This is a genomic window from Streptomyces graminofaciens (genome assembly GCF_030294945.1).
Taxonomy (GTDB): domain Bacteria; phylum Actinomycetota; class Actinomycetes; order Streptomycetales; family Streptomycetaceae; genus Streptomyces; species Streptomyces graminofaciens.
Genome location: NZ_AP018448.1, coordinates 10,605,599 through 10,631,087, shown reverse-complemented (window position 1 = coordinate 10,631,087; position 25,489 = coordinate 10,605,599). Strand labels below are relative to the sequence as shown.

Annotated in this window: 26 protein-coding genes and 1 riboswitch; of the genes, 12 read left to right on the top strand and 14 right to left on the bottom strand. The window is 70.6% G+C overall.

Annotated features, from left to right (window positions below; all coding sequences use genetic code 11):
• The first annotated feature begins 6 nt into the window (after positions 1-6).
• The 3 genes from SGFS_RS46885 to SGFS_RS46875 are packed head-to-tail and all read left to right on the top strand — an operon-like array spanning position 7 to position 3,527.
• Entirely contained in the window at positions 7-1,389 is a 1,383-nt protein-coding gene (locus SGFS_RS46885; protein ID WP_286258751.1) for a PASTA domain-containing protein, read from the top strand.
• 4 nt (positions 1,390-1,393) lie between these two features.
• Positions 1,394-3,358, top strand: a complete 1,965-nt coding sequence (locus tag SGFS_RS46880) for a serine/threonine-protein kinase (RefSeq protein ID WP_286258750.1) — start codon at positions 1,394-1,396, stop codon at positions 3,356-3,358.
• A 13-nt stretch (positions 3,359-3,371) separates the two neighbouring features.
• Positions 3,372-3,527 carry a hypothetical protein gene (locus SGFS_RS46875; RefSeq protein WP_286258749.1) on the top strand — a complete coding sequence of 52 codons (156 nt, stop codon included), beginning with the start codon at positions 3,372-3,374 and terminating at the stop codon, positions 3,525-3,527.
• 3 nt (positions 3,528-3,530) lie between these two features.
• On the opposite strand, the gene SGFS_RS46870 is transcribed toward SGFS_RS46875, so the two are convergent.
• From SGFS_RS46870 to SGFS_RS46855, 4 genes are read right to left on the bottom strand one after another with little or no spacing between them, the layout of a single operon-like run.
• Complete coding sequence (locus tag SGFS_RS46870; protein WP_286258748.1) at positions 3,531-4,763, bottom strand: sensor histidine kinase; 1,233 nt, start codon at positions 4,761-4,763, stop codon at positions 3,531-3,533.
• Between the two features lie 24 nt (positions 4,764-4,787).
• Positions 4,788-6,533, bottom strand: coding sequence for a sodium/solute symporter (locus SGFS_RS46865; protein WP_286260394.1), 1,746 nt, complete (start codon positions 6,531-6,533; stop codon positions 4,788-4,790).
• Positions 6,534-6,572: 39 nt separating this feature from the next.
• On the bottom strand, positions 6,573-6,941 hold the full coding sequence (locus tag SGFS_RS46860) for a hypothetical protein (protein ID WP_286258747.1): 369 nt from the start codon (positions 6,939-6,941) through the stop codon (positions 6,573-6,575).
• Positions 6,942-6,968: 27 nt separating this feature from the next.
• Complete coding sequence (locus SGFS_RS46855; RefSeq protein ID WP_286258746.1) at positions 6,969-7,724, bottom strand: LytR/AlgR family response regulator transcription factor; 756 nt, start codon at positions 7,722-7,724, stop codon at positions 6,969-6,971.
• 91 nt (positions 7,725-7,815) lie between these two features.
• Between SGFS_RS46855 and SGFS_RS46850 the strand changes: the two genes are divergently transcribed.
• The 5 genes from SGFS_RS46850 to SGFS_RS46830 all read left to right on the top strand — a co-directional run bounded on the left by SGFS_RS46850 (position 7,816) and on the right by SGFS_RS46830 (position 12,912).
• Complete coding sequence (locus tag SGFS_RS46850; RefSeq protein WP_286258745.1) at positions 7,816-8,307, top strand: Lrp/AsnC family transcriptional regulator; 492 nt, start codon at positions 7,816-7,818, stop codon at positions 8,305-8,307.
• A gap of 172 nt (positions 8,308-8,479) precedes the next feature.
• Positions 8,480-9,301 carry a dimethylargininase gene (gene ddaH, locus SGFS_RS46845; protein ID WP_286258744.1) on the top strand — a complete coding sequence of 274 codons (822 nt, stop codon included), beginning with the start codon at positions 8,480-8,482 and terminating at the stop codon, positions 9,299-9,301.
• 143 nt (positions 9,302-9,444) lie between these two features.
• Positions 9,445-10,719: an ornithine--oxo-acid transaminase gene (gene rocD / locus SGFS_RS46840; protein ID WP_286260393.1), complete on the top strand. Its 1,275-nt coding sequence runs from the start codon at positions 9,445-9,447 to the stop codon at positions 10,717-10,719.
• 319 nt (positions 10,720-11,038) lie between these two features.
• Positions 11,039-11,785 carry a lysophospholipid acyltransferase family protein gene (locus SGFS_RS46835; protein ID WP_286258742.1) on the top strand — a complete coding sequence of 249 codons (747 nt, stop codon included), beginning with the start codon at positions 11,039-11,041 and terminating at the stop codon, positions 11,783-11,785.
• Between the two features lie 110 nt (positions 11,786-11,895).
• A complete protein-coding gene (locus SGFS_RS46830; protein WP_434028245.1) occupies positions 11,896-12,912 on the top strand; it encodes an NAD-dependent epimerase/dehydratase family protein in 1,017 nt (338 codons plus the stop codon).
• Between the two features lie 87 nt (positions 12,913-12,999).
• On the opposite strand, the gene SGFS_RS46825 is transcribed toward SGFS_RS46830, so the two are convergent.
• The 8 genes from SGFS_RS46825 to SGFS_RS46790 form a co-directional block, all read right to left on the bottom strand.
• Positions 13,000-14,589, bottom strand: coding sequence for an alpha/beta hydrolase (locus tag SGFS_RS46825; RefSeq protein WP_286258739.1), 1,590 nt, complete (start codon positions 14,587-14,589; stop codon positions 13,000-13,002).
• Positions 14,590-14,773: 184 nt separating this feature from the next.
• The gene (locus SGFS_RS46820; RefSeq protein ID WP_286258738.1) at positions 14,774-15,556 is read right to left on the bottom strand and encodes an urease accessory protein UreD; all 783 of its coding nucleotides are present in this window, start codon (positions 15,554-15,556) and stop codon (positions 14,774-14,776) included.
• Positions 15,553-16,236 (bottom strand): urease accessory protein UreG, encoded by a 684-nt coding sequence (gene ureG, locus SGFS_RS46815; protein WP_286258737.1) that lies wholly within the window; start codon positions 16,234-16,236, stop codon positions 15,553-15,555. The genes SGFS_RS46820 and ureG overlap by 4 nt, the downstream gene beginning before the upstream one ends.
• An 856-nt stretch (positions 16,237-17,092) precedes the next feature.
• Complete coding sequence (locus SGFS_RS46810; RefSeq protein ID WP_286258736.1) at positions 17,093-17,767, bottom strand: urease accessory protein UreF; 675 nt, start codon at positions 17,765-17,767, stop codon at positions 17,093-17,095.
• Between the two features lie 112 nt (positions 17,768-17,879).
• Entirely contained in the window at positions 17,880-19,601 is a 1,722-nt protein-coding gene (locus tag SGFS_RS46805) for an urease subunit alpha (RefSeq protein WP_286258735.1), read from the bottom strand.
• Complete coding sequence (locus SGFS_RS46800; RefSeq protein ID WP_149824025.1) at positions 19,594-19,905, bottom strand: urease subunit beta; 312 nt, start codon at positions 19,903-19,905, stop codon at positions 19,594-19,596. Before SGFS_RS46800 ends, SGFS_RS46805 begins: the two co-directional genes overlap by 8 nt.
• 9 nt (positions 19,906-19,914) lie before the next feature.
• Positions 19,915-20,217, bottom strand: coding sequence for an urease subunit gamma (locus SGFS_RS46795; protein ID WP_048819736.1), 303 nt, complete (start codon positions 20,215-20,217; stop codon positions 19,915-19,917).
• Positions 20,218-20,384: 167 nt separating this feature from the next.
• Positions 20,385-21,014, bottom strand: coding sequence for a TetR/AcrR family transcriptional regulator (locus SGFS_RS46790; protein ID WP_286258733.1), 630 nt, complete (start codon positions 21,012-21,014; stop codon positions 20,385-20,387).
• A gap of 155 nt (positions 21,015-21,169) precedes the next feature.
• Between SGFS_RS46790 and SGFS_RS46785 the strand changes: the two genes are divergently transcribed.
• On the top strand, positions 21,170-22,261 hold the full coding sequence (locus tag SGFS_RS46785) for an ABC transporter permease (RefSeq protein WP_286258732.1): 1,092 nt from the start codon (positions 21,170-21,172) through the stop codon (positions 22,259-22,261).
• A gap of 106 nt (positions 22,262-22,367) precedes the next feature.
• Here SGFS_RS46785 and SGFS_RS46780 read toward each other — a convergent pair whose 3' ends face one another.
• A complete protein-coding gene (locus tag SGFS_RS46780; protein ID WP_286258731.1) occupies positions 22,368-22,658 on the bottom strand; it encodes a type II toxin-antitoxin system Phd/YefM family antitoxin in 291 nt (96 codons plus the stop codon).
• A gap of 139 nt (positions 22,659-22,797) precedes the next feature.
• Between SGFS_RS46780 and SGFS_RS46775 the strand changes: the two genes are divergently transcribed.
• From SGFS_RS46775 to SGFS_RS46765, 3 genes are all read left to right on the top strand, one after another.
• On the top strand, positions 22,798-23,448 hold the full coding sequence (locus tag SGFS_RS46775) for an ATP-dependent Clp protease proteolytic subunit (RefSeq protein ID WP_286258730.1): 651 nt from the start codon (positions 22,798-22,800) through the stop codon (positions 23,446-23,448).
• Between the two features lie 7 nt (positions 23,449-23,455).
• Positions 23,456-23,761, top strand: coding sequence for a hypothetical protein (locus SGFS_RS46770; protein WP_286258729.1), 306 nt, complete (start codon positions 23,456-23,458; stop codon positions 23,759-23,761).
• Between the two features lie 484 nt (positions 23,762-24,245).
• Positions 24,246-24,417, top strand: a riboswitch (cyclic di-AMP (ydaO/yuaA leader).
• 3 nt (positions 24,418-24,420) lie between these two features.
• Positions 24,421-24,894, top strand: coding sequence for a C40 family peptidase (locus SGFS_RS46765; RefSeq protein ID WP_286258727.1), 474 nt, complete (start codon positions 24,421-24,423; stop codon positions 24,892-24,894).
• Between the two features lie 106 nt (positions 24,895-25,000).
• Here the strand turns inward: SGFS_RS46765 and SGFS_RS46760 are convergent, their stop codons facing one another.
• A complete protein-coding gene (locus SGFS_RS46760; protein WP_286258726.1) occupies positions 25,001-25,459 on the bottom strand; it encodes an ATP-binding protein in 459 nt (152 codons plus the stop codon).
• Positions 25,460-25,489 lie beyond the last annotated feature (30 nt).

Sequence of the window (25,489 nt, the reverse complement as noted above, 5' to 3'; positions counted from 1 at the left end):
CTGGTGGTGGGGGTGATTGTCCTCAGCGGGTGCGGCGACTCGAAGCCGCCGCTGCTCCTGGTGAAGGCCGTCGCCGCAGGGATGCCGTCCGTCGCGCCCTTCTTCGAGGAGGACGGCAGTCTGGGCGAGGACGTCGTCCTGGCCTCGGAGCCACCACGGAGCGGGTTGCAGCAGGGCAACGCGCCGGGACTGTACGGGGGCACGGCAAAGAAGCCGGGCAAGGACGGCGGCGGTGGCGGCTCCGGACAGCAGGCCGTCTGCGACATCGACCGTCTGAAGGAATACCTCACCGACGACAAGAACCAGAAAAAGACTCAAGTATGGGCGGGGATTGTCGGGATCGATCCCGTTACCGACAAGGAGATCGATAAGTACCTCGACACTCTCACACCTGTCCTGCTGCGCCACGACACCCTCGTCCTGAACCACGACTACAAGGACGGCAAGAAGGACTCCTATTACTCCTTGCTGGAGGCGGGAATCGCCGTTTTGGTCGACGACAAGGGAATGCCCGCGGTGAAGTGCTCCTGCGGAAATCCGCTGAAGCCCTTCAACAAGGATCCCCAGCGCATCGATGTCGACTTCAAGGACGACAAGGCGTGGGACGGCTACAAGAAGTCCGACGTGGTCGCCGTCGAGGCCGCGCCCGAGCCGCTCGAGGAGATCAAGCTCGTCGATGTGCGGAACCCCCACCGCGGCATCGAGCGTCCCGTCGGCACCGAGGGCGAGAGCGACACCCAGTTCGACGCGACCGAGGAGTACAAGGTGCCGAACGTCGTGGGGATGACGTTCGGAGCAGCCAGTCAGAAGCTGTCCGGGCTGGGTCTTGCGGCGACGTTCATCGGGGACGAGTGGCCGGCGGACGACGCCACGGTGGTCTCCTCCGACCCGGGGGCGGGAACCGTGTTGCGCTTCGGGGAGGCCGTGACGTTGAGCGTGGCGGGCGACACGGACTCCTCCTCCGGGGGAGACATGAGCACTTCCCCGCCGAGCACGACCGGTCCGCCGCCCCCCACCGAGCCGACCGACCCACCCACACCGACGGACTCCACCGATCCGCCGACACCCACAGAGCCGACCGACCCACCGACCCCGACGGACTCCACCGATCCACCGACACCAACACCCACACCCACACCCACACCCACACCCACACCCACAGAGCCAACCGACCGGCCGACCCCCACAGCCGCCACCGATCCGCCCACACTCACAGACCCACCGACTCCGACAGGGAACACCGACCCGCCCACGCCGTCACCCTCCACCGTGGACCCCGTGGATCCGCCCCCGAGCGAAACCACCTCCGAGAACCCCCTGCCCAGTGACCCGGACCCCGGCGACCCCGCCGAGAGTCCCGCTCAGGCGGCCGCGCACCCTGGAGAGTGACCGGATGGCATCAGGAGCACCCCAGTCGGAGCCGGGCCGGGTCGTCGCCGGCCGGTATCTGCTGCTGAACAAGCTGGGCAGTGGGGGCATGGGCCATGTGTGGCTCGCCCACGACCAGGAACTGTCCTGCGAAGTGGCACTCAAGGAGGTCGTGTTCCGGACCCCGGGCGAGGAGGCACGGGACCGCTCGGACCGGATCGCCCGGGCCTACAAGGAGGCCCGGTACGCGGCCTGGCTGCGCAGCCATCCGCATGTGGTGACCGTGCTCGACGTACTGGAGTACGACGGCCTGCCCTGGATCGTGATGGAGTACGTACCGGGCGCTGTCGACCTGCGTGCCCTGGTCGCCCGGCGCGGCGCCCTGGCCCCGGCCGAGTGCGCCCGGATCGGACTCGCCATGCTGGACGCGCTGAACGCCGGGCACGCGCGGGGCGTCATGCACCGGGACGTGAAACCGGCGAACATCCTGCTGGCGCCGGACCACACCGGTTCGCCGTACGCCCGTGTCATGCTCACCGACTACGGCATCTCCGTACAGCCCGACGGTGAGGAGACCCGGCTCACCGGGACCTCCATGCTGGTGGGCACCGCCGCCTATCTGGCGCCCGAGCGGGTGAAGGGCAAGGATCCCACGCCCGCGACCGATCTGTTCTCCCTGGGCTGCACGCTCTATCACGGCGTGGAGGGGTACGGTCCGTTCGACCGTCCCTCGGAGTACGAGGTGCTCACCGCGATCCTGGAGGACCCGCCTCGTCCGATGCTGCGCGCGGGTGCGCTGGAATCCGTGCTGAAAGGCATGCTAGAGAAGGACCCCGTGCGTCGGCTCTCCACCGTGGAGGCCCAGGCCGCGCTGTCCGCGGTCCTCACACCCCAGTCCTACCCCCGGACCCAGCTCGACCAGGGTTCGCAGCCGCAGTGGGCGAGCGGGCCCACGCAGACGGTGGCTCCCGAGAGTGGCGGCGGGCTGCGGTCGATCGTCCAGGAGCCGACCGCGCCGCCCTTCGGCCAGGACGTTCCGCTCGCTAGCCCGCTCCCGGTCCAGGAACCCCCGCTGTTCCGGCCGCCCGAGCGGGGGCCTGTCCCGCCCGCGACCGGGACCGGCGGCTTCGATGCCCCTTCGGTCGTCCAGAGGCCGGGCTCCGACAAGCGCTCCCGGGTCGGGCGGGTCGTCCTGGCCGGGCTGCTGGGGCTCCTCTTGGCGGGTGTCGGCGTGCTGTACGCCGTCGGGTATCTGCCGCTCACCGGGGGCATCGGAGGAGACAAGGACAGGCCGTACGGAGATCTGGTCGGCCTCAACCAACCGCTCCATGAAGGCGACTGTGTCAGCGCGACCTGGCCCGACACCCCGTTCACCGGCGTGCCCGCACTGCAGCGTGTCCAGTGCGTCGGCAGTCTCACCGAGGGCCAGGTCATGGCGGTGTACAAGCCCGGCTCCGCCGAGGAGGCGGCCTCGGACGGATTCACCCAGTGCGAGGAGCGCACCAAGGAGATCCGGGACCGGCTGGCGGACGTACGGAGCTACGCGATCCTGCCGACCGAAAAGGGGTTCGAAACGGCCGGAGAGCGGGTGGCCTGTCTTGTCATGGGTGCCCATCGTCCGCTGTACGGGCCGCTCGGGGAGTATCGCAAGCCGGGCCTGCGGTTCACCGAGACGGCCAACATGCAGAAGCAGGACTGTCTGCAGACGATCTCCGACAACACCGCCAAGCTGGTCTCCTGTGAGGGGCCCTACAACGAAAAGGTGCTCGGCTTCACCCGATTGGACCCTCAGCTGACCTACGGCAAGGCGGAGAAGAAGGCAGAGGACGCCTGTGTGAAGAATGTGCGGCCCGAGGACTACGGCTACGACCCCAGCCGGGTCACCACCGGCTACTGGATCAGTGGCAGTGCCTGGAAACGGTCGTCACATTTCGTCGTCTGCACTGTCGCGGCCCAGAACGGGGACACTATGGAGGGGGACGAAGTCTGAGGAGGGTGTTGCGATGCCCAGTTCGACGAAGGCCATGGGGGTGCTCACCGTAGGTGGGCTGGTCGTGGTGACCGCCTACACGGTGGCGCTCGGCAGCAGTGGGTGGCTGTGGTTCGGGTGGGTCGTTCTCGGCCTGATCACGCTGGGCATGGTGGCGGCTCGGACCTGATCCTCAGTTGCGGGGCATTACCCCGTCCGGGTGTACGCCCGGCTGGTACTTGGGCAGCCGGGCGGTGATCTTCATGCCCGCGCCCACGGCCGTCTCGATGACGAGGCCGTGGTCGTCGCCGTACACCTGGCGGAGCCGGTCGTCGACGTTGCTGAGGCCGATGCCGCCTGAGGGGCTCGCCTCGCCGGCCAGGATGCGGCGCAGGACGTCGGGGTCCATGCCGACGCCGTCGTCCTCGATGACGACGAGAGCCTCGGCGCCGGCGTCCTGTGCGGTGATGCTGATGTGGCTCTTGCCCCCGGCGGTCACAGTCCTGCCCTCCAGGCCGTGTTTCACCGCGTTCTCCACCAGGGGCTGGAGGCACAGGAAGGGCAGGGTGACCGGCAGGACCTCGGGGGCGATCTGGAGGGTGACCGAGAGACGGTCGCCGAAGCGGGCCCGCACCAGCGCCAAGTAGTGGTCGATGGCGTGGAGTTCGTCGGCGAGGGTGGTGAAGTCGCCGTGCCTGCGGAACGAGTAGCGGGTGAAGTCGGCGAATTCCAGGAGGAGTTCGCGGGCGCGCTCGGGGTCGGTGCGGACGAACGAGGCGATCACCGCGAGCGAGTTGAAGATGAAGTGGGGCGAGATCTGGGCACGTAGCGCTTTGATCTCCGCCTCTATCAGGCGGGTGCGGGACTGGTCCAGGTCGGCCAGTTCCAGTTGTACGGAGACCCAGCGGGCCACCTCTCCGGCGGCCCGGACCAGGACGGCCGACTCGCGGGGCGCGCAGGCGACGAGCGCGCCGTGGACGCGGTCGTCGACGGTGAGGGGGGCGACGACGGCCCAGCGCACGGGGCAGTCGAGTTCGTCGCAGGTGAGGCGGAAGGCCTCCCCCCGGCCGGTGTCCAGGGGGCCCGCGAGCCGTTCCATGATCTCGGCGCGGTGGTGCTCCCCCACCCCCTCCCAGGCGAGGACCGTGTGGTGGTCGGTGAGGCAGAGCGCGTCCGTGCCGAGCAGGGTGCGCAGCCGTTTCGCGGACTTGCGGGCCGTCTCCTCGGTGAGACCGGCGCGCAGCGGGGGCGCGGCGAGCGTCGCGGTGTGCAGGGTCTGGAAGGTGGCGTGTTCCACGGGCGTGCCGAGCCCGCCGAGGCTGCTGCGCGGGCGTGCGGTACGGCGGCCGAGCCAGAAGCCGGCCGCGAGCACGGGTAGTACGGCCACGCACAGCCCGGCGAGGAAGCCGACCGTCTCACCGCTCATCGCTCACCCACCACTTGTGTGTGCTCACCGCCGCCACACCTCGATCTCCTTCGTCGCGGCCGAGGTCTGGCCGCCGAGCAGTTCCTCCGGCAGATGGAAGCGGGCCAGGATCGCCGGGGTCTCGGCCGGCACCCTGCCGGGGGTGGCCAGCGACACCAGGACCATCGTGAGGAAGCCGAGCGGTACGGACCAGAGGGCGGGCCAGGCGAGCAGGGCGTGGAAGGTGCCGGTGCCGGGGTATCCGGCCATGGTCGCCGCGACCGCGAGGAGCGCCGAGCCGCCGCCGACGAGCATGCCCGCGGCGGCGCCCGGCGGGGTCAGGCGCCGCCACCAGATGCCGAGGACGAGCAGCGGGCAGAAGGAGGAGGCCGACACGGCGAAGGCGAGCCCGACCGCGTCGGCGACCGGCAGCCCGCCCACGAGGACGCTGGCCCCGAGCGGTACGGCGAGGGCGAGCAGCACGGCGATCCGGAAGTGGCGTACGCCGCGTGCGGGCAGGACGTCCTGGGTGAGGACGCCGGCCACCGCCATGGTCAGACCGGACGTGGTGGACAGGAACGCGGCGAAGGCGCCGCCCGCGACGAGCGCGCCGAGCAGGTCGCCGCCGAGGCCGCCGATCATGCGGTCGGGCAGGAGGAGTACGGCCGCGTCGGCGTCGCCGGTGAGGGTGAGGTCGGGGGCGTAGAGCCTGCCGAGTGCGCCGTAGAGGGGTGGGAGGAGGTAGAAGACGCCGATCAGGGCGAGGACGACGACGGTGGTGCGGCGGGCGGCGACGCCGTGCGGGCTGGTGTAGAAGCGGACGACGACGTGGGGCAGGCCCATGGTGCCGAGGAAGGTGGCGAGGATCAGTCCGTACGTGGCGTAGAGCGGGCGTTCCTCGCGGCCCGCGGCGAGCGAGGTGGACATGCCGCCGTTGGTGCCGCGGTCGGCGACGGGGACCGGGTCGCCCTTGGCGAAGGTCAGGCGGGTGCCCCGGTCGATGCGGTGGGTGCCGGTGGACAGGTCGACGCGGCGGCCGTCGTAGCTACGGCCGTCGATCGTGCCGGTGGCGGTGACGGTCAGGGGGCTCGCGAGCTTCAGGTCGAGGCTCGCGTCGACGCGGACCACGCGCTGTTCGCGGAAGGCCGCCGGTTCGTCGAAGGCGTGGCGTGGGGCGCCGTCGCCCTGCCAGGCGAGGACGAGGAAGAGAGCGGGCACGAGCAGGGCGGTGAGCTTGAGCCAGTACTGGAAGGCCTGGACGAAGGTGATGCTACGCATGCCGCCCGCGGCGACCGTGGCGGAGACGACGACGGAGACGATGACGCCGCCGAGCCACTGGGGCGCGTCGGTGAGGACCGCCAACGTCAGCCCGGCACCCTGGAGTTGGGGCAGCAGGTACAGCCAGCCGACGCCCACGACGAAGGCGCCCGCGAGGCGTCGTACGGCCTGGGAAGCGAGGCGGGCCTCGGCGAAGTCCGGCAGGGTGTACGCCCCCGAGCGGCGCAGCGGGGCGGCGACGAACAGGACGAGGACGAGATAGCCGGCGGTGTAGCCGACCGGGTACCAGAGCATGTCGGGGCCCTGGACCAGGACGAGCCCGGCGATGCCGAGGAAGGAGGCGGCGGAGAGGTACTCGCCGCTGATCGCGGCCGCGTTGAGGCGGGGGCCGACGGTGCGGGAAGCGACGTAGAAGTCGGAGGTGGTGCGGGAGATGCGCAGGCCGAAGGCGCCGACGAGAACGGTCGCGACGACGACGAGGGCCACGGCGGGCACCGCGTAGTTGTCGTTCACCAAGTCCACCAAGTCCACCAAGTCCACCCTGAGCGTCGCCTAGCGGTCCTCGACGAGCCGTACGAGGTCCTGTTCGTTGCGTTCGGCCCGCCGTACGTACCAGCGGGCGAGCAGGACCAGCGGCGGGTAGACGGCGAAGCCGAGGACGGCCCACTCCCAGCCCGCGCCGTCGGGCATCGCGGCGAAGACCAGCGGCAGTGGGCCGACGAGCAGGGCGAGGACCGCGAACACGGCGAGGGCGGCGCGGAGTTGGCTGCGCATGAGGGAGCGGACATAGGTGTGGCCCAGGGTGGTCTGTTCGTCGATCTCGGTGCGGGGGCGGTGGTGGCCGGGGGTGCGGCGGGTCCGGCGGGTGCGCCGGGGCACGCCGGTGACGACGACGCGGCGTTCGGTGGGGTCGTGGGGCATGGCCGTCTCCTCAGCTCGTGGTCCCGCTCAGCCCGTGGTCCGGCGCATGAACAGATCGCGTAGTTCGCGGGCGTGCCGACGGCTGACCTGGAGTTCGACCGTGCCGACGAGAACGCTGACCGTGCCCGCGTCGAGGCGGAGTTCGCCGACGTGGCGCAGGGCGACGAGATGACGGCGGTGGATGCGGACGAAGCCGCGTGCGCGCCAGCGTTCTTCGAGGGTGGAGAGGGGGATGCGGACGAGGTGGCTGCCCTGCGGGGTGTGCAGGCGGGCGTAGTCGCCCTGGGCCTCTACGTGGGTGATGTCGTCGACGGCGACGAAGCGGGTCACGCCGCCGAGTTCGACGGGTATGTGGTCGGGGTCGGGTTCGTGCACGGGTATCGGCGGGGCGGCGTCCCGGAGTTGGGCGGCCCGGCGTATCGCCTCGGCGAGACGTTCGCGGCGGACGGGTTTGAGGACGTAGTCGACGGCCTTGAGGTCGAAGGCCTGTACGGCGAAGCCCTCGTGGGCGGTGACGAAGACGACGAGCGGGGGCCGGGCGAAGCCGGTGAGGAGCCGGGCGAGGTCGAGGCCGTCGAGGCCGGGCATGTGGATGTCGAGGAAGACGACGTCGATCGCGTCGGGTCCGTCGGGGCCGGAGGCCAGGGCGCGGTTGATCCTGCGCAGTGCCTCGGTGGCGTCGCTCGCGCCCTCGGCGCTGCCGACGCGCGGATCCGCGTTCAGCAGGTAGAGCAGTTCCTCGAGGGAGGGTTTCTCGTCATCGACGGCGAGCGCGCGCAGCATGAACGTGGAGTGTAGGAGTAATTCGTACGCGTGCACACGCCCGCGCGCCGGACGCCGCCCCAGGAGGGTCTCCGCTGGATACAGTGCCCGCATGAACAGCAAGTCGGCCGCGTTCGACGAGCTCGATCGCAAGATCATCACGGCGTTGATGGCGAACGCGAGGACCAGCTTCGCAGAGATCGGCTCGGCCATCGGGCTGTCGGCCACCGCGGTCAAGCGGCGGGTGGACCGGCTGCGCGAGACCGAGGTGATCACCGGCTTCACGGCCACGGTGAAGCCCGCGGCGCTCGGCTGGCGCACGGAGGCGTACGTCGAGGTGTACTGCGAGGGCGCGGCCCCGCCCCGACGCCTCGCGGAGGTCGTGCGCAACCATCCGGAGATCACTGCCGCGATGACGGTGACCGGCGGCGCGGACGCGCTGCTGCATGTGCGGGCGGTCGATGTGGAGCACTTCGAGGAGATCCTGGAGCGGATCCGCACCGAGCCGTTCATCCGCAAGACGATCAGTTACATGGTGCTGTCCCATCTGCTGCCCGAGGCGCCGGAGGCCGGCGCGACCCAGGACGCGTCTTCCGTGCGCTGACCAGGACACATCGTCGATGCGCCGACGAGGGCGCATCAATCGTGCGCCGTGGGAGATCGATACGCAGCATTACTGCGCGAACACGCAACGTTCGTTTCTTGTCGTGCGCCGTCTCCGATTCCTACCGTTGTGTCATCCCCAGCCGACACCGCAGGAAGCGGAGAGACCCTCTGTGCCTGAGAACCGTGTGCCGCGCCTTCGGCGCTTTCTCGTCTGCGAACCCAGACACTTCGCCGTGCAGTACGCCATCAATCCCTGGATGCACCCGGACACCCCCGTGGACGTCGACCTCGCCCAGGATCAGTGGCAGGAGCTGATCCGCGCCTACCGGACCCACGGCCACAGCGTGGAGACCGTGGAACCGGTGGCCGAGCTGCCCGACATGGTGTTCGCCGCCAACTGCGCGCTCGTCCTCGGCGGCCGTGTCTTCGGCTCGCTGTTCCACGCGCCCGAGCGGCGCCCCGAGTCCACCGCGTACGAGAAGTGGTTCGCGACCGCCGGATACGACGTGTTCCGGTCCGAGTCGGTGTGCGAGGGGGAGGGCGACCTGGTGCCCACCAGGCGTTACGTCCTCGCCGGCACCGGCTTCCGCACCACCCGGGAGGCGCATCGCCAGGTGCAGGAGTTCTTCGGCGTCCCGGTCATCAGCCTCCAGCTGGTCGACCCGCTCTTCTACCACCTGGACACCGCGCTGTTCGTCCTCGACGACGGCCCCGAGGGCAATATCGCGTACTACCCGGAGGCCTTCTCGCCCGGCAGCCGTCAGGTCCTCGCCCGTCTCTACCCGGACGCGGTGATCGCGACCCGCGAGGACGCGATGACCTTCGGCCTGAACTCCGTCTCCGACGGCCGCCATGTCTTCATCGCACCGCGCGCCAAGGAGCTGGCCGACCAGCTCGCCCGGCAGGGCTACGAACCCGTTCCCGTCGACCTGTCGGAGTTCCAGAAGGCCGGTGGCGGCATCAAGTGCTGCACGCAGGAGATCCGGCCATGAGCACGGGACACTCGACCGTGACCGCCGGACACCCGACTGTGACCGCTGGAGACCCGACCGTGACCGCCGGAGATCCGGCCATGAGCACCGGGCCCTTGACCGTGACCGCAGGAGATCCGCCCGTGACCCAGGAGACCAGCCTCATGACCGCTCCCGTCCACACGCACTCCTCGGCCGACCTGACCGCGCACTCCTCGGCCGACCTGACCGCGCACTCCTCGGCCGACCTGATCCGCGCCGAGGAGCCCGTCCTCGCGCACAACTACCACCCGCTGCCCGTGGTCGTCGCCCGGGCCGAGGGCAGCTGGGTCGAGGACGTGGAGGGCAGCCGCTACCTGGACATGCTGGCCGGCTACTCCGCCCTCAACTTCGGCCACCGCCACCCGGCGCTGATCGAGGCCGCGCACCGCCAGCTCGACACGCTCACCCTGACCTCGCGGGCCTTCCACAACGACCGGCTGGCCGGGTTCGCCGCGTCCCTCGCCGAGCTGACCGGCCTGGACATGGTGCTGCCGATGAACACGGGCGCCGAAGCCGTGGAGAGCGCGGTCAAGGTGGCCCGCAAGTGGGCGTACGAGGTGAAGGGCGTGCCCGCCGACCGGGCGACGATCGTGGTGGCCGCCGACAACTTCCACGGCCGTACGACGACGATCGTCAGCTTCTCCACCGACCCGGTCGCCCGCGACGGCTTCGGTCCGTTCACGCCCGGGTTCCGGGTGGTCCCCTACAACGACCTCGCCGCGCTGGAGGCGGCGATCGACGAGACGACGGCCGCGGTGCTCATCGAGCCGATCCAGGGCGAGGCCGGGGTGATCATCCCGGACGACGGTTATCTGCGCGGGGTCCGGGAGCTGACCCGGCGCACGGGCTGTCTGTTCATCGCGGACGAGATCCAGTCGGGCCTCGGCCGCACGGGCCGTACGCTCGCCGTCGAGCACGAGGACGTCCTCCCCGACGCCGTACTGCTCGGCAAGGCCCTCGGCGGCGGCATCGTGCCGGTGTCGGCGGTGGTGGCCCGCCGGGAGGTGCTGTCGGTACTGCGGCCTGGTGAGCACGGGTCGACGTTCGGCGGGAATCCGCTCGCCGCGGCGGTCGGCTCGGCGGTGGTCGAGCTGCTGCGCACGGGTGAGTTCCAGCGCCGGGCGGCCGAGCTGGGCACGGTCCTGCGGGACGGGCTGACCGCGCTGGTCGGCAAGGGCGTGGTGGGCTTCCGGGCGCGCGGGCTGTGGGCCGGGGTCGACATCGACCCGGCTCTCGGCACCGGCCGCGAGATCAGCGAACGGCTCATGCGCGAGGGCGTCCTGGTCAAGGACACCCATGGCTCGACCATCCGGCTGGCCCCGCCGCTCACCATCACGGACGTCGAACTCCGGTCGGCGCTGGGGGTGTTGGAGGGAGTGCTGGCGCAGGACCGCTGAGTCCGCGACGCGTGCGGGGGCGCCGGGCCGTAGGCGCGGCGGCCCGGCACGGCCGTAGGCGCGGCGGCACCGTGCGGAAGGCGTGTCGCGAAAGCCCGAGTACGTCCAGTAGGTGGGCCTGCGCATCCAGGCTTGGGACACGACGGGCTCGGGGCTCCTGCCCGGTTACCGACCCGGGGCGCCGCCGACCAAGATTTCGGCTTGGTGCCGTACTGTTCCACGGACCGGAGTCGGCACATACACTGGCACCCCACCGCACACCCGTTGACCTGCTGGAACGCGGCGGTTGGGCCGATCCGACGGCGCCAGGAGCGACCCCATGTTCTATTACGTGCTCAAATACGTACTTCTAGGACCGCTGCTGAGAGTGGTCTTCCGCCCTCGAATCGAAGGCCTGGAACACGTACCGTCATCGGGTCCCGCCATTGTCGCCGGCAATCACCTGTCGTTCTCCGACCACTTCCTGATGCCCGCCGTACTGAAACGGCGCATCACCTTCCTCGCGAAGGCCGAGTACTTCACGGGCCCCGGCATCAAGGGCCGGCTGACGGCCCACTTCTTCCGCAGCGCCGGGCAGATCCCGGTCGACCGCTCCGGCAAGGAGGCCGGCCAGGCCGCGATCCGCGAGGGACTCGGGGTGCTCGGCAAGGACGAACTGCTCGGCATCTACCCGGAGGGCACACGCTCCCACGACGGCCGCCTCTACAAGGGCAAGGTCGGCGTGGCGGTCATGGCCCTCAAGGCCCGGGTGCCGGTCATCCCCTGCGCGATGATCGGCACGTTCGAGGCACAGCCGCCGGGCAAGGTCATCCCCAACATCCACCCCGTCGTCATCCGCTTCGGCGAGCCGCTGGACTTCTCCCGCTACGAGGGCATGGAGAACGAGAAGGCCGTCCTGCGCGCCGTCACCGACGAGATCATGTACGCGATCCTGTCGCTGTCGGAGCAGGAGTACGTCGACAAGTACGCGGCCGTGGCCAAGGCGGAGGAGACCGCGGCGAAGGCCGCCGAGAAGGCGGACAAGGCGGCGAAGGAGCGCAAGTTCCCCCGGATGCCGATGAGTTGAGCCCTGAATCGGTCATGGGCGATCACGGGGGTCGAGCCGCTCTGCCCTGAGCAGATCACCGCGCCGGGCCGGGTCCGGGGTCGTACGGTCGGGTCATGACACGACGTGCTGTGGTGATCGGAGCGACGGGACAGATCGGCCGGGTGGCCGTGGGCGCGCTGGCGCGTGACGGATGGGAGGTGACGGCCCTCTCGACGCGCGGCGGGCGGGACGAGAGCTGGCCGGAGGAGGTGCGGGTCGCGCGGGCCGACCGCGCCGACGACGCGGCGCTCGCGGAAGCGATCGGCGACGGCTGCGACGTACTGGTGGACATGGTCGCCTACGGGCCGGAGCACGCACGGCAGTTGACCGGGCTCGCCGACCGGGTCGGCTCGGCCGTGGTGATCTCCAGCGTGTCGGTCTACGAGGACGACAAGGGCCGCAACTTCGACACCCAGGCCGAACCGGGCGGCTTCCCCGAGTATCCGGTGCCGCTCGGCGAGGAGCAGCGGACGGTCCGGCCCGGTGAGTCGTCGTACAGCACCCGCAAAGCGGGCCTGGAGCGTGAACTCATCGCGGCCGGCGACCGGTTGCCCACGACGCTGCTGCGCGCGGGCGCCATCCACGGGCCGCACTGCCGTACGCCCCGCGAGCTGTACTTCGTCAAGCGCAACCTGGACGGGCGCCGGCGCAGGGTCCTCGCGTACGGCGGCGCGAGCCGCTTCCATCCGGCGGGTGTGCGCAACATCGCCGAGCTGATCAGGCTGGCCGCCGCGCGGCCGGGGGCGCGGGTGCTGAACGCCGTCGACCCCGACACTCCGACGGTGGCGGAGATCGCCGCCGCGATCGACGCGGTGATGGGCGTCGAGGCCGAGGACGTCCTGGTCGACGGGCCCGCCCCGGCGCCCACGGTGGGCGACACCCCGTGGTCCGTGCCGGTGCCCGTGATCTGTGACATGACGGCGGCGGAACGGGAGTTGGGCTACCGCCCGGTGGCCCGGTACGCGGAGACGCTGCCGGAGACGATCGCGTGGATCGAGCGGCGGTTGGCGGACGGCCGGGACTGGCGGGAGGCGTACCCGAAGATGTTCCAGGCGTACGGGGACCTCTTCGACTACGCGGCGGAGGACGCCTGGTTCGGGGCGTGAGCACGGGTGAGGGGCGGCCGGAAAACCGACCGCCCCTCACTGCCGTACCGACGACGGCTGGGACTACGACTACAACTACGAATACGACTACGGCTTCGGCGTGGCGTGCGGCTCGCACTTCACGTCGGCCTTGTCCACCTTGCCGGTGAGCAGGTAGGTGTCCACGCGCGTGTTGATGCACGAGTTGACCAGGCTGGTCACGCCGTGCGAGCCCGCGTTCTTCTCAGTGATGAGACGGGAGCCCTTGAAGCGCTTGTGCAGCTCGACGGCGCCCTCGTACGGGGTGGCCGCGTCGCGCTCCGACTGGACGATCAGGACGGGCGGCAGGCCCTTCTTGGTCTTCACGTCCAGCGGGGTGTGCTGCTTGGAATGCCAGGTGGCGCAGGGCAGGTTCATCCAGGCGTTGGCCCAGGTCATGAACGGGTAGTTCTTGTGCAGCCGCGTGTTGTCGCGGTCCCACTTCTTCCAGCTCGTGGGCCACTTGGCGTCGGCGCACTCGACCGCGGTGTAGACGGCGTTGCCGTTCTCCGAGGCCGCGTTGCCCGCGGTGTCGGTGAGGTCCGGGGCGGCCGCGTCGACCAGCGCCTGGGTGTCACCGGCGGCGTAGGCGCTCCACACCTGGGCGGTGGGCGCCCACGCGGAGTCGTAGTACGGGGCGCTCTGGAAGAAGGAGATCAGCTCGGCCGGGCCGACGAGCCCGCCGATCGGGTTCTTCTTCGCGGTGGCGCGCAGCTCCAGCCACTTCGCCTGGACCTTGGCCCGGGTGTCGCCGAGGTGGTACGTCGCGTCGTTCTGCGCGACCCACGACGTCCAGTCCTTCCAGCGACCCTCGAAGGCGACGTCCTGGTCCAGGTTGGCCTGGTACCAGATCTTCTCCCGCGAGGGGTTGACCACGCTGTCCACGATCATGCGGCGGACGTGGGTCGGGAAGAGCGTGCCGTAGACGCCGCCGATGTAGGTGCCGTACGAGACGCCGAGGAAGTTGAGCTTCTTCTCCCCCAGGGCGGCCCGGATGACGTCCAGGTCGCGCGCGGTGTTCGGCGTCGTCATGTGCGGCAGCATCGCGCCGCTGTTCTTCTTGCAGCCGGCCGCATAGTTGGCGGCCAGCTCGCGCTGGACGAGCTTGTCGTGCTTGGTGTCCGGGACCGGGTCCTTCTTGGGCGCCTTCACGAACTCCGTCGGGTCGACGCAGGAGATGGGCGCCGAGTGGCCGACACCGCGCGGGTCGAAGCCCACGAAGTCGTACGCCTTGGAGACGTTGGCCCACAGGGGGTTCTTGGTCGTGACCCGGCGCGGGAAACGCAGGCCCGAGCCGCCGGGGCCGCCCGGGTTGTAGACGAGGGCGCCCTGGCGCTCCTCCTTCGTACCGGTGTTGCCGATACGGTCGACGGCGAGCTTGATCTGCTTGCCGTTCGGCTTCGCGTAGTCGAGTGGCACGGTGACCCAGCCGCACTGGATCGGCTTCTCCAGCCCCCAGCCCTCGGGGCAGTCCGCCCAGCTGATGCCCTTCTTCGCCGCCTTGGCAGCCGCGACGGCGACGCCCTTGGCCTCGCGGTCCTTGGCGCCGCCGGTCTCCGTGGCGCTCGCCACCGGAGCGGTCACGGCACCGGCTATCAGCGTCGCCGTGACGAGCAGCCCGGCGGAGCCGAACGCTGCTGACCGTCTCGTCGGCCTCATACCTCTCAAGAGGGCACTCCCCGTACATAGTTGCGAATGGTCACGGGGGATCCTCGCGGCTGTGAGGCACCTGAGAACAGGGGGGAGCAGCGTTCTTTACTAATCCGATAACCGGTGCGGAAAGTTCCGTTCAGCGGAGGGGCGATGGGGCGGAGGGGTCAACCGGTGTGTGTCTGCCGAAGTCTCAGGCAGCGTCCTCGACCGCGGCGAGCGCCTCGTCGAGCACGCGTCGCAGCCGCAGCGCGTCGGGCGCGAGCGCGGTGACGAGTACGGCGGGCCCGGCGAGCGGGGTGAGCGCGGCGCACTCCCCCAGCACCTGCGGCTCTGGGGTCCGCTCCACGAACTCCGGCCGCACGACGACGAGTTGCCCCAGGGCGCGATGTCCCCCCAGCACCGCCGGGCCGTCCCAGCCGCCCGGCGCCCCCGGCCCGCAGGTCACCTCCTGGTCGAGCAGCGGACGTCCGCCCAGCCGTACGGTGAGCCGGCTGCGCAGCCGCCCCGGCTCCTCGCCGAACCGCCCGAGCACCTGCTCCTCCCGGAACACCAGCCGGGCGCCGGGGGCCAGGTCCACGGACGTCGACACGACGAGATCACTGCCCTTGGCGGAGATCAACTGCTCGGGCAGCCAGCGCAGTTCACCGCCGGCGGCGATGTCGAGGCGGACGTCGTAGCGTGCCTCGCTCCCCTTGGCCTGCCCCGGCAGGGCGATGGTCGCGGCGGCCGAGCCGAGGTGCAGCCGGGCACCCTCGCCCACCTGCGCCTCCACGGCGAAACGGTCCCCGCCGAGGGGTCCGCTCATGGCGCCGACGAGCATGACGCGCGCCTCGTCGCCGCTGGCCCGGGTGCGGCGCAGCGCGAGCGGGCCCGCGCTCTCCAGGGTCGGGAGGACGGTTCCGCCCCGCCCGTTCTCGCGTGCGGAGATCCGTGCCGTGGCCGTGACTCCGGTTCCGGTGCCGGTCGTCGTCATGCCGTCCACGCCGTGAGCTGCTGCCGTACCCAGGCGGCGACGTCCGTGACGCCGGCCTCGCTCCTCAGCGACTGGAACACCACCGGCAGTTCGGCGCGCTGCGCCTTCGCGTCCGCGGCCATACGGGCGAGGTCGGAGCCGACGTACGGGGCGAGGTCGGTCTTGTTGACCACGAGGAGGTCGGCGGTGGTGACGCCCGGGCCGCCCTTGCGGGGGATGTCGTCCCCGCCCGCCACGTCGATGACGAAGATCTGCGCGTCGACGAGTCCCCTGGAGAAGGTGGCGGTGAGGTTGTCGCCGCCGGACTCGACGAGGATGAGGTCGAGGGGGCCGACCTCGTCCTCCAGGTCCTCGACCGCCTCCAGGTTGGCGGAGATGTCGTCCCGGATCGCGGTGTGCGGGCAGGCTCCCGTCTCCACGGCGGTGATCCGCTCAGGCGGTAGCACGGCCTCCCTGAGCAGGAACTCCGCGTCCTCCCGGGTGTAGATGTCGTTCGTGACGACGGCCAGGGACAGTTCGTCGCGCAGGGCCTGGCAGAGGGCGGCGACCGTGGCGGTCTTGCCGGAGCCGACCGGGCCGCCGAGCCCGATCCGCAGGGCGCGGCGGGTGCCGTCCGGACGCTGCGCGTCCGCGCCGACGGCGGAGGGGCCGTCGTGGGAGTGGTCGTGGCCGAGGTGCATGTGGGGGCTCCTTCGGGGTGCCGGGTCGTGTTGATCAGGGGGTTGGTTGTGCGATCGAGTGCGTGTGCTTCTGCGGGCCGTGGGCTTTCTCGCCCCCGCCGCCCCTACCCGTCCCATCCCCCAGGGGCTCCGCCCCTTCAACCCCGACGGGCTTCCGGGGTGGGTGGGGGTTGGGTGGGGGATAAGTGATGGATGGGTGGGGGGGCGAGTGATGGACGGGTGGTGGACGGGTGGATGGGGGGCTGGCTGGGGGTGGACGGGGCTTGGGGTGGCTCGGGCCTGGGGTGGATGGGGCTTGGGGTGGCTCGGGCCTGGGGTGGATGGGGCTTGGGAGGCTCGGGCCTGGGGTGGATGGGGCTTGGGAGGCTCGGGCCTGGGGTGGATGGGGCTTGGGAGGCTCGGGCTTGGGGTGGATGGGGCGGTTTGTTTGGCTGCGGGACGGTGGGGGCTGGTCGCGCAGTTCCCCGCGCCCCTGAGAACAACGGCCCGTGCGGGCCTGGAAGCAGCAGCCCTACGGCCTGGAAGGCGGCCTTACGGGCCTGGAAACAACGGTCCTGCGGGCCTGGAAGCAACGGCCTTACGGCCTGGAAGCAATGGTCCTGCGGCCTGGAAGCAACAGCCTTACGGGCCTGGAAGCAACGGTCCTGCGGGCCTGGGAGCAATGGTGCTGCGGGCCCGGAAAGGCCAGGGCGCAGCCCGGTCTTTTCAGGGGCGCGGGGAACTGCGCGAGCAACCACGACGTTCCCGCACCCGCCACACAACCCCACCCACCCGAGCTCTGTCGCGCAGCAGCCGGGGTCGAAGGGGCAGCGCCCCTGGAGGATGGGACGGGTAGGGGCGGCGGGGGCGAAACCACTCACGACGCGAACAACCGCACAGGCCAAGCCGCATGCCCCTCCGCCCCGATCTCCAACAGCGGAGCGGAAGCCGCGGGCAACACCCCCACCCCGTCCACCACCACCCCCCGAGCCGCCGCAACCGCCCGCTCCACAACCCGGTCCAACTCCGGTGCCAACCCCGCCACCACCCGCGTCGCATCGAACGGATCCAGGCTCAGCAACCGCACCACCGCACTCGCCGGCCCACTCACACTCTCGTACGCGGAGCAGTACGCCGCGTCGTCCGGCCCGAGCCCGGCCCCCCGCGCCGCCACCCCCAGCACCACCGGCTGATGCGCCCCCTTGGGAAACTCGCGCGCCACGGCGTCCAGTTCCCCGGAGGGCCACGTCGCCCGCGCAGCCCGCATCAACTGCCGCCCCAGCTTCCGCGAGGCGACCCGCAGCGCGAGCGACGGCGTGCGGGCGTCAGCAGCCGTGTCCAGCTCGACCGGATCGACGCCCAGCGCGGCGGCGGCGGCGAGGGACGCCGACACCAGCCCGGAGGTGTGCAGTCGGCCCCGGCAGAACGCCTCCAGCCCCTCGGCCCCGGTGATCAGCCCGGCCTTGACGGCCGCTTCGGCGCCGCCGGAGTGCGCGTGCCCCCCGGCGGGAAAGCGGCCGTCGGCCAGAACGAGCAGAGCAGCCCGCGACATCAGAACCACACCAAGAGAGCCACCGAAGCCTTCGGAGTCATCGCGGTCGTCGCAGTCATCGCAGTCGTCGCGGTTGTCGCGGTTGTCACGGTCATCGGAGTCATCGGAGTCATCAGAAGAGGAAGTAGCGCTGGGCCATGGGCAGTTCGGCGGCCGGTGTGGCCTCCACCAGCTCCCCGTCGATGCGCACGGCGAAGCTGTCGGGGTCGACCTCGACCCGCGGCCGTGCGTCGTTCTCCCGCATGTCCGCCTTGGTGACCCCACGCGTCGAGTCGATGGCCACGAACTTCTTGCCCAGCGACAGCCGCTCCGGCAGCCCGTCCTCGATCGCCAGCGGCGCCACGAAGTTGAACGAGTTGGCCGCGGGCGCCCGCCCGATCGCCCCGTACATCGGGCGCGGCAGGATCGGCTGCGGTGTGGGGATGGACGCGTTGGCGTCGCCCATCTGCGCGTACGCGATCTGGCCGCCCTTGATGACGAGGTGCGGCTTGACCCCGAAGAACGCGGGCTCCCACAGCACCAGGTCGGCGAGCTTGCCGCTCTCGACGGAGCCGACCTCTCGGGCCAGGCCCTGGGCGAGCGCGGGGTTGATCGTGTACTTGGCGACATAGCGACGTACCCGGTGGTTGTCCGCGCGGCCGTCGCCCGGCAGCGCACCCCGCCGCCGCTTCATGACGTGCGCGGTCTGCCAGGTCCGCAGGACGACCTCGCCCACCCGGCCCATGGCCTGCGCGTCGGACGAGATGATCGAGATGGCGCCCAGGTCGTGCAGTATGTCCTCGGCCCCGATGGTCGACGGACGGATGCGGGACTCGGCGAACGCCAGGTCCTCCGGCACCGCCGCGTTGAGGTGGTGGCAGACCATCAGCATGTCGAGGTGTTCCTCGGCGGTGTTGACGGTGTACGGGCGGGTCGGATTCGTGGAACTCGGCAGCACATGCGGCTCGGAGACCACCGTCATGATGTCCGGCGCGTGCCCGCCGCCCGCGCCCTCGGTGTGGTACGCGTGGATGCCGCGTCCGGCGATCGCGGCGAGCGTGTCGCCGACGAACCCGGCTTCGTTCAGCGTGTCCGTGTGGATGGCGACCTGGATGCCGGTCCGCTCGGCGACCGTCAGGGACGCGTCGATGACGGCCGGGGTCGAGCCCCAGTCCTCGTGCAGCTTCAGGCCGAGGGCGCCGCCACGGATCTGGGACAGCATCGCCTCGTGCGAGACCGTGTTGCCCTTGCCGAGGAAGCCGATGTTGAGCGGGTACTGCTCCATCGCCTCCAGCATCCGGGCGAGATGCCAGGGGCCGGGCGTGACGGTGGTGGCCTTGGAGCCCTCCGCCGGGCCCGTGCCCCCACCGACCAGTGTCGTCACCCCCGCCGACAGCGCCTCGTCGGCGATCTGCGGGCAGATGAAGTGGACATGGGCGTCGATGGCGCCGGCGGTCACGATCCGCCCGTTGCCCGCGATGATCTCCGTCTCGGGGCCGATCACCAGGTCCGGGTGGACGCCGTCCATGGTGTCGGGGTTGCCCGCCTTGCCGATGCCGGTGATCCGGCCGTCGCGGATGCCGATGTCGGCCTTGACGATGCCCCAGTGGTCGATGATCACCGCGCCGGTGATGACCGTGTCCGGGGTGCCTTCTGCGCGCGTAGCACGCGCCTGGCCCATGGATTCGCGGATGACCTTGCCACCGCCGAACACGGCCTCGTCACCGGCGAGTCCGGGGCCGCCGGAGCGGTCCTCCTCGATCTCGACCAGCAGATCGGTGTCGGCGAGCCGGATACGGTCACCGGTGGTCGGGCCGAACAGGTCGGCGTACGCGGCACGCGAGATCTCAGGCATCGAGGGCACCTCCGGTCTCCCCGCGCAGACCGGGCACGACACGGGCACCGGTGAGCGGGACGAGTTCTACGTCGACGGGGATCCCGGGCTCGAAACGCACGGCGGTACCGGCGGCGACGTTCAGTCGCTTGCCGCGCGCGGCGGCGCGGTCGAACTCCAGGCCGGGGTTGGCCTCGGCGAAGTGGTAGTGGGAGCCGACCTGGACGGGCCGGTCGGCGGCGTTGAGGACGGTGAGCCGGGTGACCTCACGGCCCTCGTTGTAGACGATTGAGTCCTCGGCAAAGAGGATCTCTCCGGGAATCATCGAGGCCCCTCAGACGATCGGGTCGTGGACGGTGACGAGCTTGGTGCCGTCCGGGAAGGTCGCCTCGACCTGGACGTCGTGGATCATCTCGGGGATGCCCTCCATGACGTCGTCCCGGGTGAGCAGCTTCCGGCCGGACGCCATCAGTTCGGCCACCGTACGGCCGTCCCGCGCGCCTTCGAGGATGTGCGCGGTGATCAACGCGACGGCCTCGGGGTGGTTCAGCTTCAGCCCACGGGCACGGCGCTTCTCGGCGACGTCGGCCGCCACATGGATCAGCAGCCTCTCCTGCTCGTGCGGGGTCAGTTGCACGGCGTCCCACCTCATATCCTCGCTCCGGACCGTGCGGGGTCCGGTTGCCTCGCCACCGGGCAAATTCGCTGGTGACGTGGGCGCAGGCTAATTGGGCAGCGTTTCAGCGACGTTAACCGGGCCGCGACCGGGCTCGTGTCGATCCGCTGCGGACCGGCTCGCTCCGCTCACTTGCGGACGTCCGGGCCCTCCATGCTCATCAGCGCTTTCACTCCCAGCTCGACAACCTGCACCGGTACGTCGCCGAAGAGCGCGTACTGGGCCGCGAAGCCCTGGGCGAGCGCGACCATCGTCCGCGCGACACTGAGAGCGGGGATGTCCGCACGCATCATGCCCGCGTCCTGATACCCCTCGACGATCTTGATCCACGGCTTGCGGACCTTGGCGAACCCGTCGTCGAGGATGGCGTGCAGCTCGGGATTGCGCAGGGTCTCGGCCCACACCTGGACCATCAGCCGCGGATACAGCGACTCCCCGACCTCCCCGAGTGACGGCTCCCTGTGCAGGATCCGGCGCAGCACCGCCCCGATCAGGACGTCCGGCGGCGGAGGCGGGCTCTGCAGGGCGGCTTCCTCGAACGCCTCACGAACCTCGTCGAGCACCGCGCCGACGATCGCCGCGATCAGCTCCTCCTTGCCGCTGAAGTACCGGTAGACCGCACCGGCGGAAAGATCCGCCTCCTTCAGTACGTCCTGCATGGACGTGGCATGGAAGCCGTTGCGGGCGAAGCAGCGGGCGGCGGCGTCGAGGATCTGGCGGCGGCGGGCGTCGAGACGCTCCTGGGATACGCGGGGCATGGCCCCCAACGTAAAACGAACGTTCCTTCTTGACAAGGAGGCACGTCGGGAGCATGGTGAGGGCGCAAGTAAAACGAACCTTCATTCTTTTTGCGCTCGCTCAGGCCACCCCGACACCCGACACCCGACACCCGACACCCGACACCGAGGAAGCCATGTCCGCCTTGTCCGCCACCTCCGTCGAGCCCAACCGGGCCGGAGCCCCCTCGTCGCCGTCGTCGCCGTCATCCCCGCCACACGGCCGTCGCATGATCGCGGTCATCGTCCTGGTCCCCGTCCTCGCGGCGCTCGCGCTCTGGGCCTTCGCCTGGCCCGCCGCCCGCACCGCCCCCCGCGACCTGCCGCTCGGCGTGGCGGGACCCACGGCCGCCACCGCCCAGGTCGAGCAGCGGCTGGAGCAGCGGAAGGGCGCGTTCGAGCTCCACCACTACGCCGACGAGGCCGCCGCCCGGGACGCCATCGAGGACCGGACCGTATACGGCGCGGTGGTCGTCACCGAGACGGGACCGAAGCTGCTGACCGCCTCGGCCGCGAGCCCGCTCGTCGCCCAGTTGCTGCAGCAGGCGGTGGCGCACCAGGCCGCCGCGGAAGGCACCGAGGTGACGACCGTCGACGTCGTGGCCACCCCGGCGAACGACCCGCGCGGCTCGGGCTTCGGTTCGAGTGTGCTGCCGCTGGCGCTGGCCGGTACGGCCGCCGGCGCCACGGTCACCCTGCTCGGGCTGCGCGGGTCGCGCGCGCTCGGCGCACTGGTCGGGGCCGCCGCGCTTGTCGGCCTGGTCGCCACCGGGATCGCACACAGCTGGTTGGGCGTGCTCGACGGCCACTGGTGGGCCGAGGCCGGCGTACTGAGCCTGTCGACGCTGGCCGTGGGCGCCACCGTAGCCGGACTCGCCGCCCTGCTCGGGCAGCCCGGTATCGGACTGGGCGGGCTCCTCGTCGTACTGCTCGGCAACCCCTTCTCGGCCGCGTCCTCGGCACCGCAGATGCTGCCGGAGCCGGCGGGCACGCTCGGCCAGTGGCTGCCGCCGGGGGCGGGCGCGTCACTGCTGCGCTCGGTGTCCTTCTTCGACGGCGCCGCCGGGCTCGGCCCCGCGCTCACCCTGACCGGGTGGACCGCGCTCGGCCTGGGAGCGGTCCTGCTGGGCAACCTGCTCAAGCAGCGCGCCACCACGAGCGAACCGACAACAGAACCGGCCCCGCTCCCTGCCCCTGCCCCTGCCCCTGCCCCTGCCCCTGCGAGCTGAGCGCGCGCCCGACGCCGCCCCGGCAGCTGACGCGACGGCCGTGTGTCCCCGTACCGAAGTACGGGGACACACGGCCGTCGCGACGTCTTCGGCCCCCTTGCCGCGCCTACGAAGCGCCGCTCCCCCGATGCTCCGCCGTGATCCCGAACCGGTGCTGCTCGCGCGGGGCCGACGCGACCTCGCGGACGCCGGAGACCCGCGTGGACACCGCGCTGACGACCGGCTCCTCCGCGGGCTCCCCCAGCTCTTCGAGCCGCTCCAGGTCGGCGGCGGAGACCAGAGCGACCAAGGGCTTGCCGTGCCGCGTCACGACGACGCGCTCACCGCCGTAGACCACGCGGTTGATCAGGTCGGCGAGTTCAGCCCTGGCTTGCGTCACCGGAATCTCGTAGGCCATGGAGTCCAGCTTAGACCGGGCGCCCGCAGAGCCCCCTTTGCGCTGTCAGCCGAGCCGCATGCCCACCGGAGCGTACGTCCTGTACATTTTTTACAGAGACACAGAGGCCGATCAGAGGAGGCGCGCCCCCATGGGTGGAATGGACCGACCGTCAGCCCGTTACGTCCTGCCCGAGTTCACCGAGCGCACGAGTGCGGGGCACCGGACGCTGGATCCGTACTCGAAGCTGCTGGAGGAACGGATCGTGTTCCTCGGGACGCCGATCGACAACACCTCGGCCAACGACGTGATGGCGCAGTTCATGCACCTCGAGTACCAGTCACCGGACCGCGACATCTCGCTCTACATCAACTCCCCCGGCGGCTCGCTCCGCGCGATGACGGCGATCTACGACACCATCAGCTTCGTCACCTGCGATGTGGAGACGATCTGCCTGGGGCAGGCGGGGTCGTCCGCCGCGGTGCTGCTCGCGGCCGGCACACCGGGCAAGCGGTACGTCCTGCCCGGCGCGAGGGTGGTGATCCGCCAGCCGGCGCTCACCGAGCCGATCGAGGGGCAGACGAGCGACCTGGCCATACGCGCCGAGGAGTTGGCGCGCGACCGCCGGATGCTGGAGGAGCTGCTCGCGCGGCACACGGGACGCGACCCCGAGCAGGTCCGCGCCGACATCGAGCGGGACAAGTTCCTCGACGCGCAAGGAGCGGTGGAGTACGGGCTCGCCGACGGAATCGTCCCGAGCCGCAAGACCTCGCGCACCCTCCCGGGCGGCACGTCCCCCGGCGCGAGGTGAGCCGCCGATGGTCCCCGAACTGCCGCCGCTGCCCGCCCTCACCCGCGCCGAGGCGGAGCTGATCGACCGCTACCTCGACGTCGTCGACCTCCTCGGCCGGATCAATCCCGCACGCCCCGGCGACACCTATCGCGGGCTGCGGGCGGCGCAGGCTCTGGTCGCAAAGGCGCACGCGCTGCGCGACGCACTTGAGTTGATGCACAGCCGGGGCGAACATGAAGTGCATGCCGCAACCATGGCGCGGGCCCTGCGCGTCCTCGACGGAGAACGACGCGCGGCCCGGGTCACCCTGCCGCCCGATTCCGACAGTTGATCCGGCCGCCCCGAAGCCGCGTGAAAGCCACACCGAAGCGCTCCGTCCACACCCGCACGAAGCCGCGCCGACCAAGCCGAACTCACCCGAATTCGAACCGGTCTGAACCGATCCGGGGTCGCCGGCCGTACTGATGGGCCGAGGAGACGTCCGGACCAGTTGGCATACGGACCGGATGTCGTCACTCGAAAGGCCTAGCGGGGCATCCTCCCCGAAGGCCCTTCGCAGTTGCGCAACGCGCCTACGTCAGGGCCGGAATGATTTGTTCCGGTGCAGGTGCGGGGCTCCTCGACCGGGTGGACAACAGCACCGAAAACACCCTGTCCACCCGATCGGGCGAGTGGTGAGTAAGGCCACAAATCCCCGATTCCGTTGGGATTTTCCGGCTTCGGTGCGTCAAGATCCCTTCCTGACGACAAGCCCCCGCCACAGCGGCGGGGCGATCCGGGTGGACGCCGAGTCCTGCCGCCGCCCGGATGACCGGTCGACAGGAGTGCATCGGCAGGAGTGGAGGACCCAAGCACGACGGGTCGCCGGAACGGTCACGCCATGACCGGGCCGAGCAGCCCTTGGGGTGAAGCCGCGTCACGCGGCCGGGCAACTTCGCCAGCCCGAATCCGACAGGTCATCCTTCACAGGCGGCTGACGAAGGGTTGCGCATGACTGCGCTGAATCGTGTCCCGTCGCTGTTGACCCGGGCCGGCACGGCCTCGGCTCTCACCATCGCCGCCGTGGGCGGCAGCATCCTGGCCCCGGGCGTCGTATCCGACGCCGAGGCGGCCACACCGGCGTCGAAGGCACTACAGGTCGCGGCTTCGAAGAAGGGTTCCCCGTACAAGTACGGCGCCACGGGCCCGGGCAGGTTCGACTGCTCAGGGCTGACCCTCTACTCGTTCAAGAAGGCGGGCAAGAAGCTGCCCCGTACTGCTCAGCAGCAGTACAACAAGACGAAGCACATCTCATCGAGCAAACGCACGCTCGGAGATCTCGTCTTCTTCCACTCGGGCTCGAACGTCTACCACGTCGGTATCTACGCCGGGAAGGGAAAGATCTGGCACTCGCCGAAGACGGGTGACGTCGTGAAGCTCGAAAAGATATGGACGAAGAGCGTCTGGTACGGCCGGGTCGTCTGATCCGCCGCTGACGGGCGGTGGCGGCGCGTCCTGCCGCCGCCCGCTCCACACCGGACACCGGCCCTCGCGCGACAGCACCGAGGGCCGCTGTCGTCCCACGGCCCCTTCAGGGCTCCTGCTGTCCGCCGGCCCTGACCGGCTGTACCGGCGCCGCCCACGGCAGCTCGATCGCCACCGTCTTGCCGCCCTCCCGCGTGGGTCTGACGCTCAGCCTGCCGCCGCACTCGGCGGTCAGCCAGCGGATGATGACCATGCCCCGGCCGTTGTCCTGCTGGACGGCGGCGGGCAGACGTTTCGGAAAGCGCGGATGGCTGTCGGTGACACCGATGTGCAGCCGCTCGTCGCGGTCGAGCGCGAGGTCGACGGTGAAGGTGGGCGATTGACCGAACGTGTGCTGGACGGCGTTGGTGGCGAGTTCGGACACGATCAGGCGCACGGTGTCGGCGGTGTCCGTGTCGCTCGGCAGGCCCCATTCGGCCAGCACGTTGGCGACGTATCTACGGGCAGCGGACACCGAGGCGGGATCGCTCGGCAGAGTGACGGATGCTTCCTGGTGGTCTGCCATGGCGAGGTCGTCCCTTTCCCACGGGACCGG

Excerpts from the sequence above, each read along its gene's own strand:
- SGFS_RS46880 (WP_286258750.1), top strand. The coding sequence starts at position 1,394 with ATGGCATCAGGAGCACCCCAGTCGGAGCCGGGCCGGGTCGTCGCCGGC.
- SGFS_RS46875 (WP_286258749.1), top strand. The coding sequence starts at position 3,372 with ATGCCCAGTTCGACGAAGGCCATGGGGGTGCTCACCGTAGGTGGGCTG.
- SGFS_RS46870 (WP_286258748.1), bottom strand. The coding sequence starts at position 4,763 with ATGAGCGGTGAGACGGTCGGCTTCCTCGCCGGGCTGTGCGTGGCCGTA.
- SGFS_RS46860 (WP_286258747.1), bottom strand. The coding sequence starts at position 6,941 with ATGCCCCACGACCCCACCGAACGCCGCGTCGTCGTCACCGGCGTGCCC.
- SGFS_RS46855 (WP_286258746.1), bottom strand. The coding sequence starts at position 7,724 with ATGCTGCGCGCGCTCGCCGTCGATGACGAGAAACCCTCCCTCGAGGAA.
- SGFS_RS46850 (WP_286258745.1), top strand. The coding sequence starts at position 7,816 with ATGAACAGCAAGTCGGCCGCGTTCGACGAGCTCGATCGCAAGATCATC.
- rocD (WP_286260393.1), top strand. The coding sequence starts at position 9,445 with ATGACCGCTCCCGTCCACACGCACTCCTCGGCCGACCTGACCGCGCAC.
- SGFS_RS46835 (WP_286258742.1), top strand. The coding sequence starts at position 11,039 with ATGTTCTATTACGTGCTCAAATACGTACTTCTAGGACCGCTGCTGAGA.
- SGFS_RS46825 (WP_286258739.1), bottom strand. The coding sequence starts at position 14,589 with ATGAGGCCGACGAGACGGTCAGCAGCGTTCGGCTCCGCCGGGCTGCTC.
- SGFS_RS46820 (WP_286258738.1), bottom strand. The coding sequence starts at position 15,556 with ATGACGACGACCGGCACCGGAACCGGAGTCACGGCCACGGCACGGATC.
- ureG (WP_286258737.1), bottom strand. The coding sequence starts at position 16,236 with ATGCACCTCGGCCACGACCACTCCCACGACGGCCCCTCCGCCGTCGGC.
- SGFS_RS46810 (WP_286258736.1), bottom strand. The coding sequence starts at position 17,767 with ATGTCGCGGGCTGCTCTGCTCGTTCTGGCCGACGGCCGCTTTCCCGCC.
- SGFS_RS46805 (WP_286258735.1), bottom strand. The coding sequence starts at position 19,601 with ATGCCTGAGATCTCGCGTGCCGCGTACGCCGACCTGTTCGGCCCGACC.
- SGFS_RS46800 (WP_149824025.1), bottom strand. The coding sequence starts at position 19,905 with ATGATTCCCGGAGAGATCCTCTTTGCCGAGGACTCAATCGTCTACAAC.
- SGFS_RS46790 (WP_286258733.1), bottom strand. The coding sequence starts at position 21,014 with ATGCCCCGCGTATCCCAGGAGCGTCTCGACGCCCGCCGCCGCCAGATC.
- SGFS_RS46785 (WP_286258732.1), top strand. The coding sequence starts at position 21,170 with ATGTCCGCCTTGTCCGCCACCTCCGTCGAGCCCAACCGGGCCGGAGCC.
- SGFS_RS46780 (WP_286258731.1), bottom strand. The coding sequence starts at position 22,658 with ATGGCCTACGAGATTCCGGTGACGCAAGCCAGGGCTGAACTCGCCGAC.
- SGFS_RS46775 (WP_286258730.1), top strand. The coding sequence starts at position 22,798 with ATGGACCGACCGTCAGCCCGTTACGTCCTGCCCGAGTTCACCGAGCGC.
- SGFS_RS46770 (WP_286258729.1), top strand. The coding sequence starts at position 23,456 with ATGGTCCCCGAACTGCCGCCGCTGCCCGCCCTCACCCGCGCCGAGGCG.
- SGFS_RS46765 (WP_286258727.1), top strand. The coding sequence starts at position 24,421 with ATGACTGCGCTGAATCGTGTCCCGTCGCTGTTGACCCGGGCCGGCACG.
- SGFS_RS46760 (WP_286258726.1), bottom strand. The coding sequence starts at position 25,459 with ATGGCAGACCACCAGGAAGCATCCGTCACTCTGCCGAGCGATCCCGCC.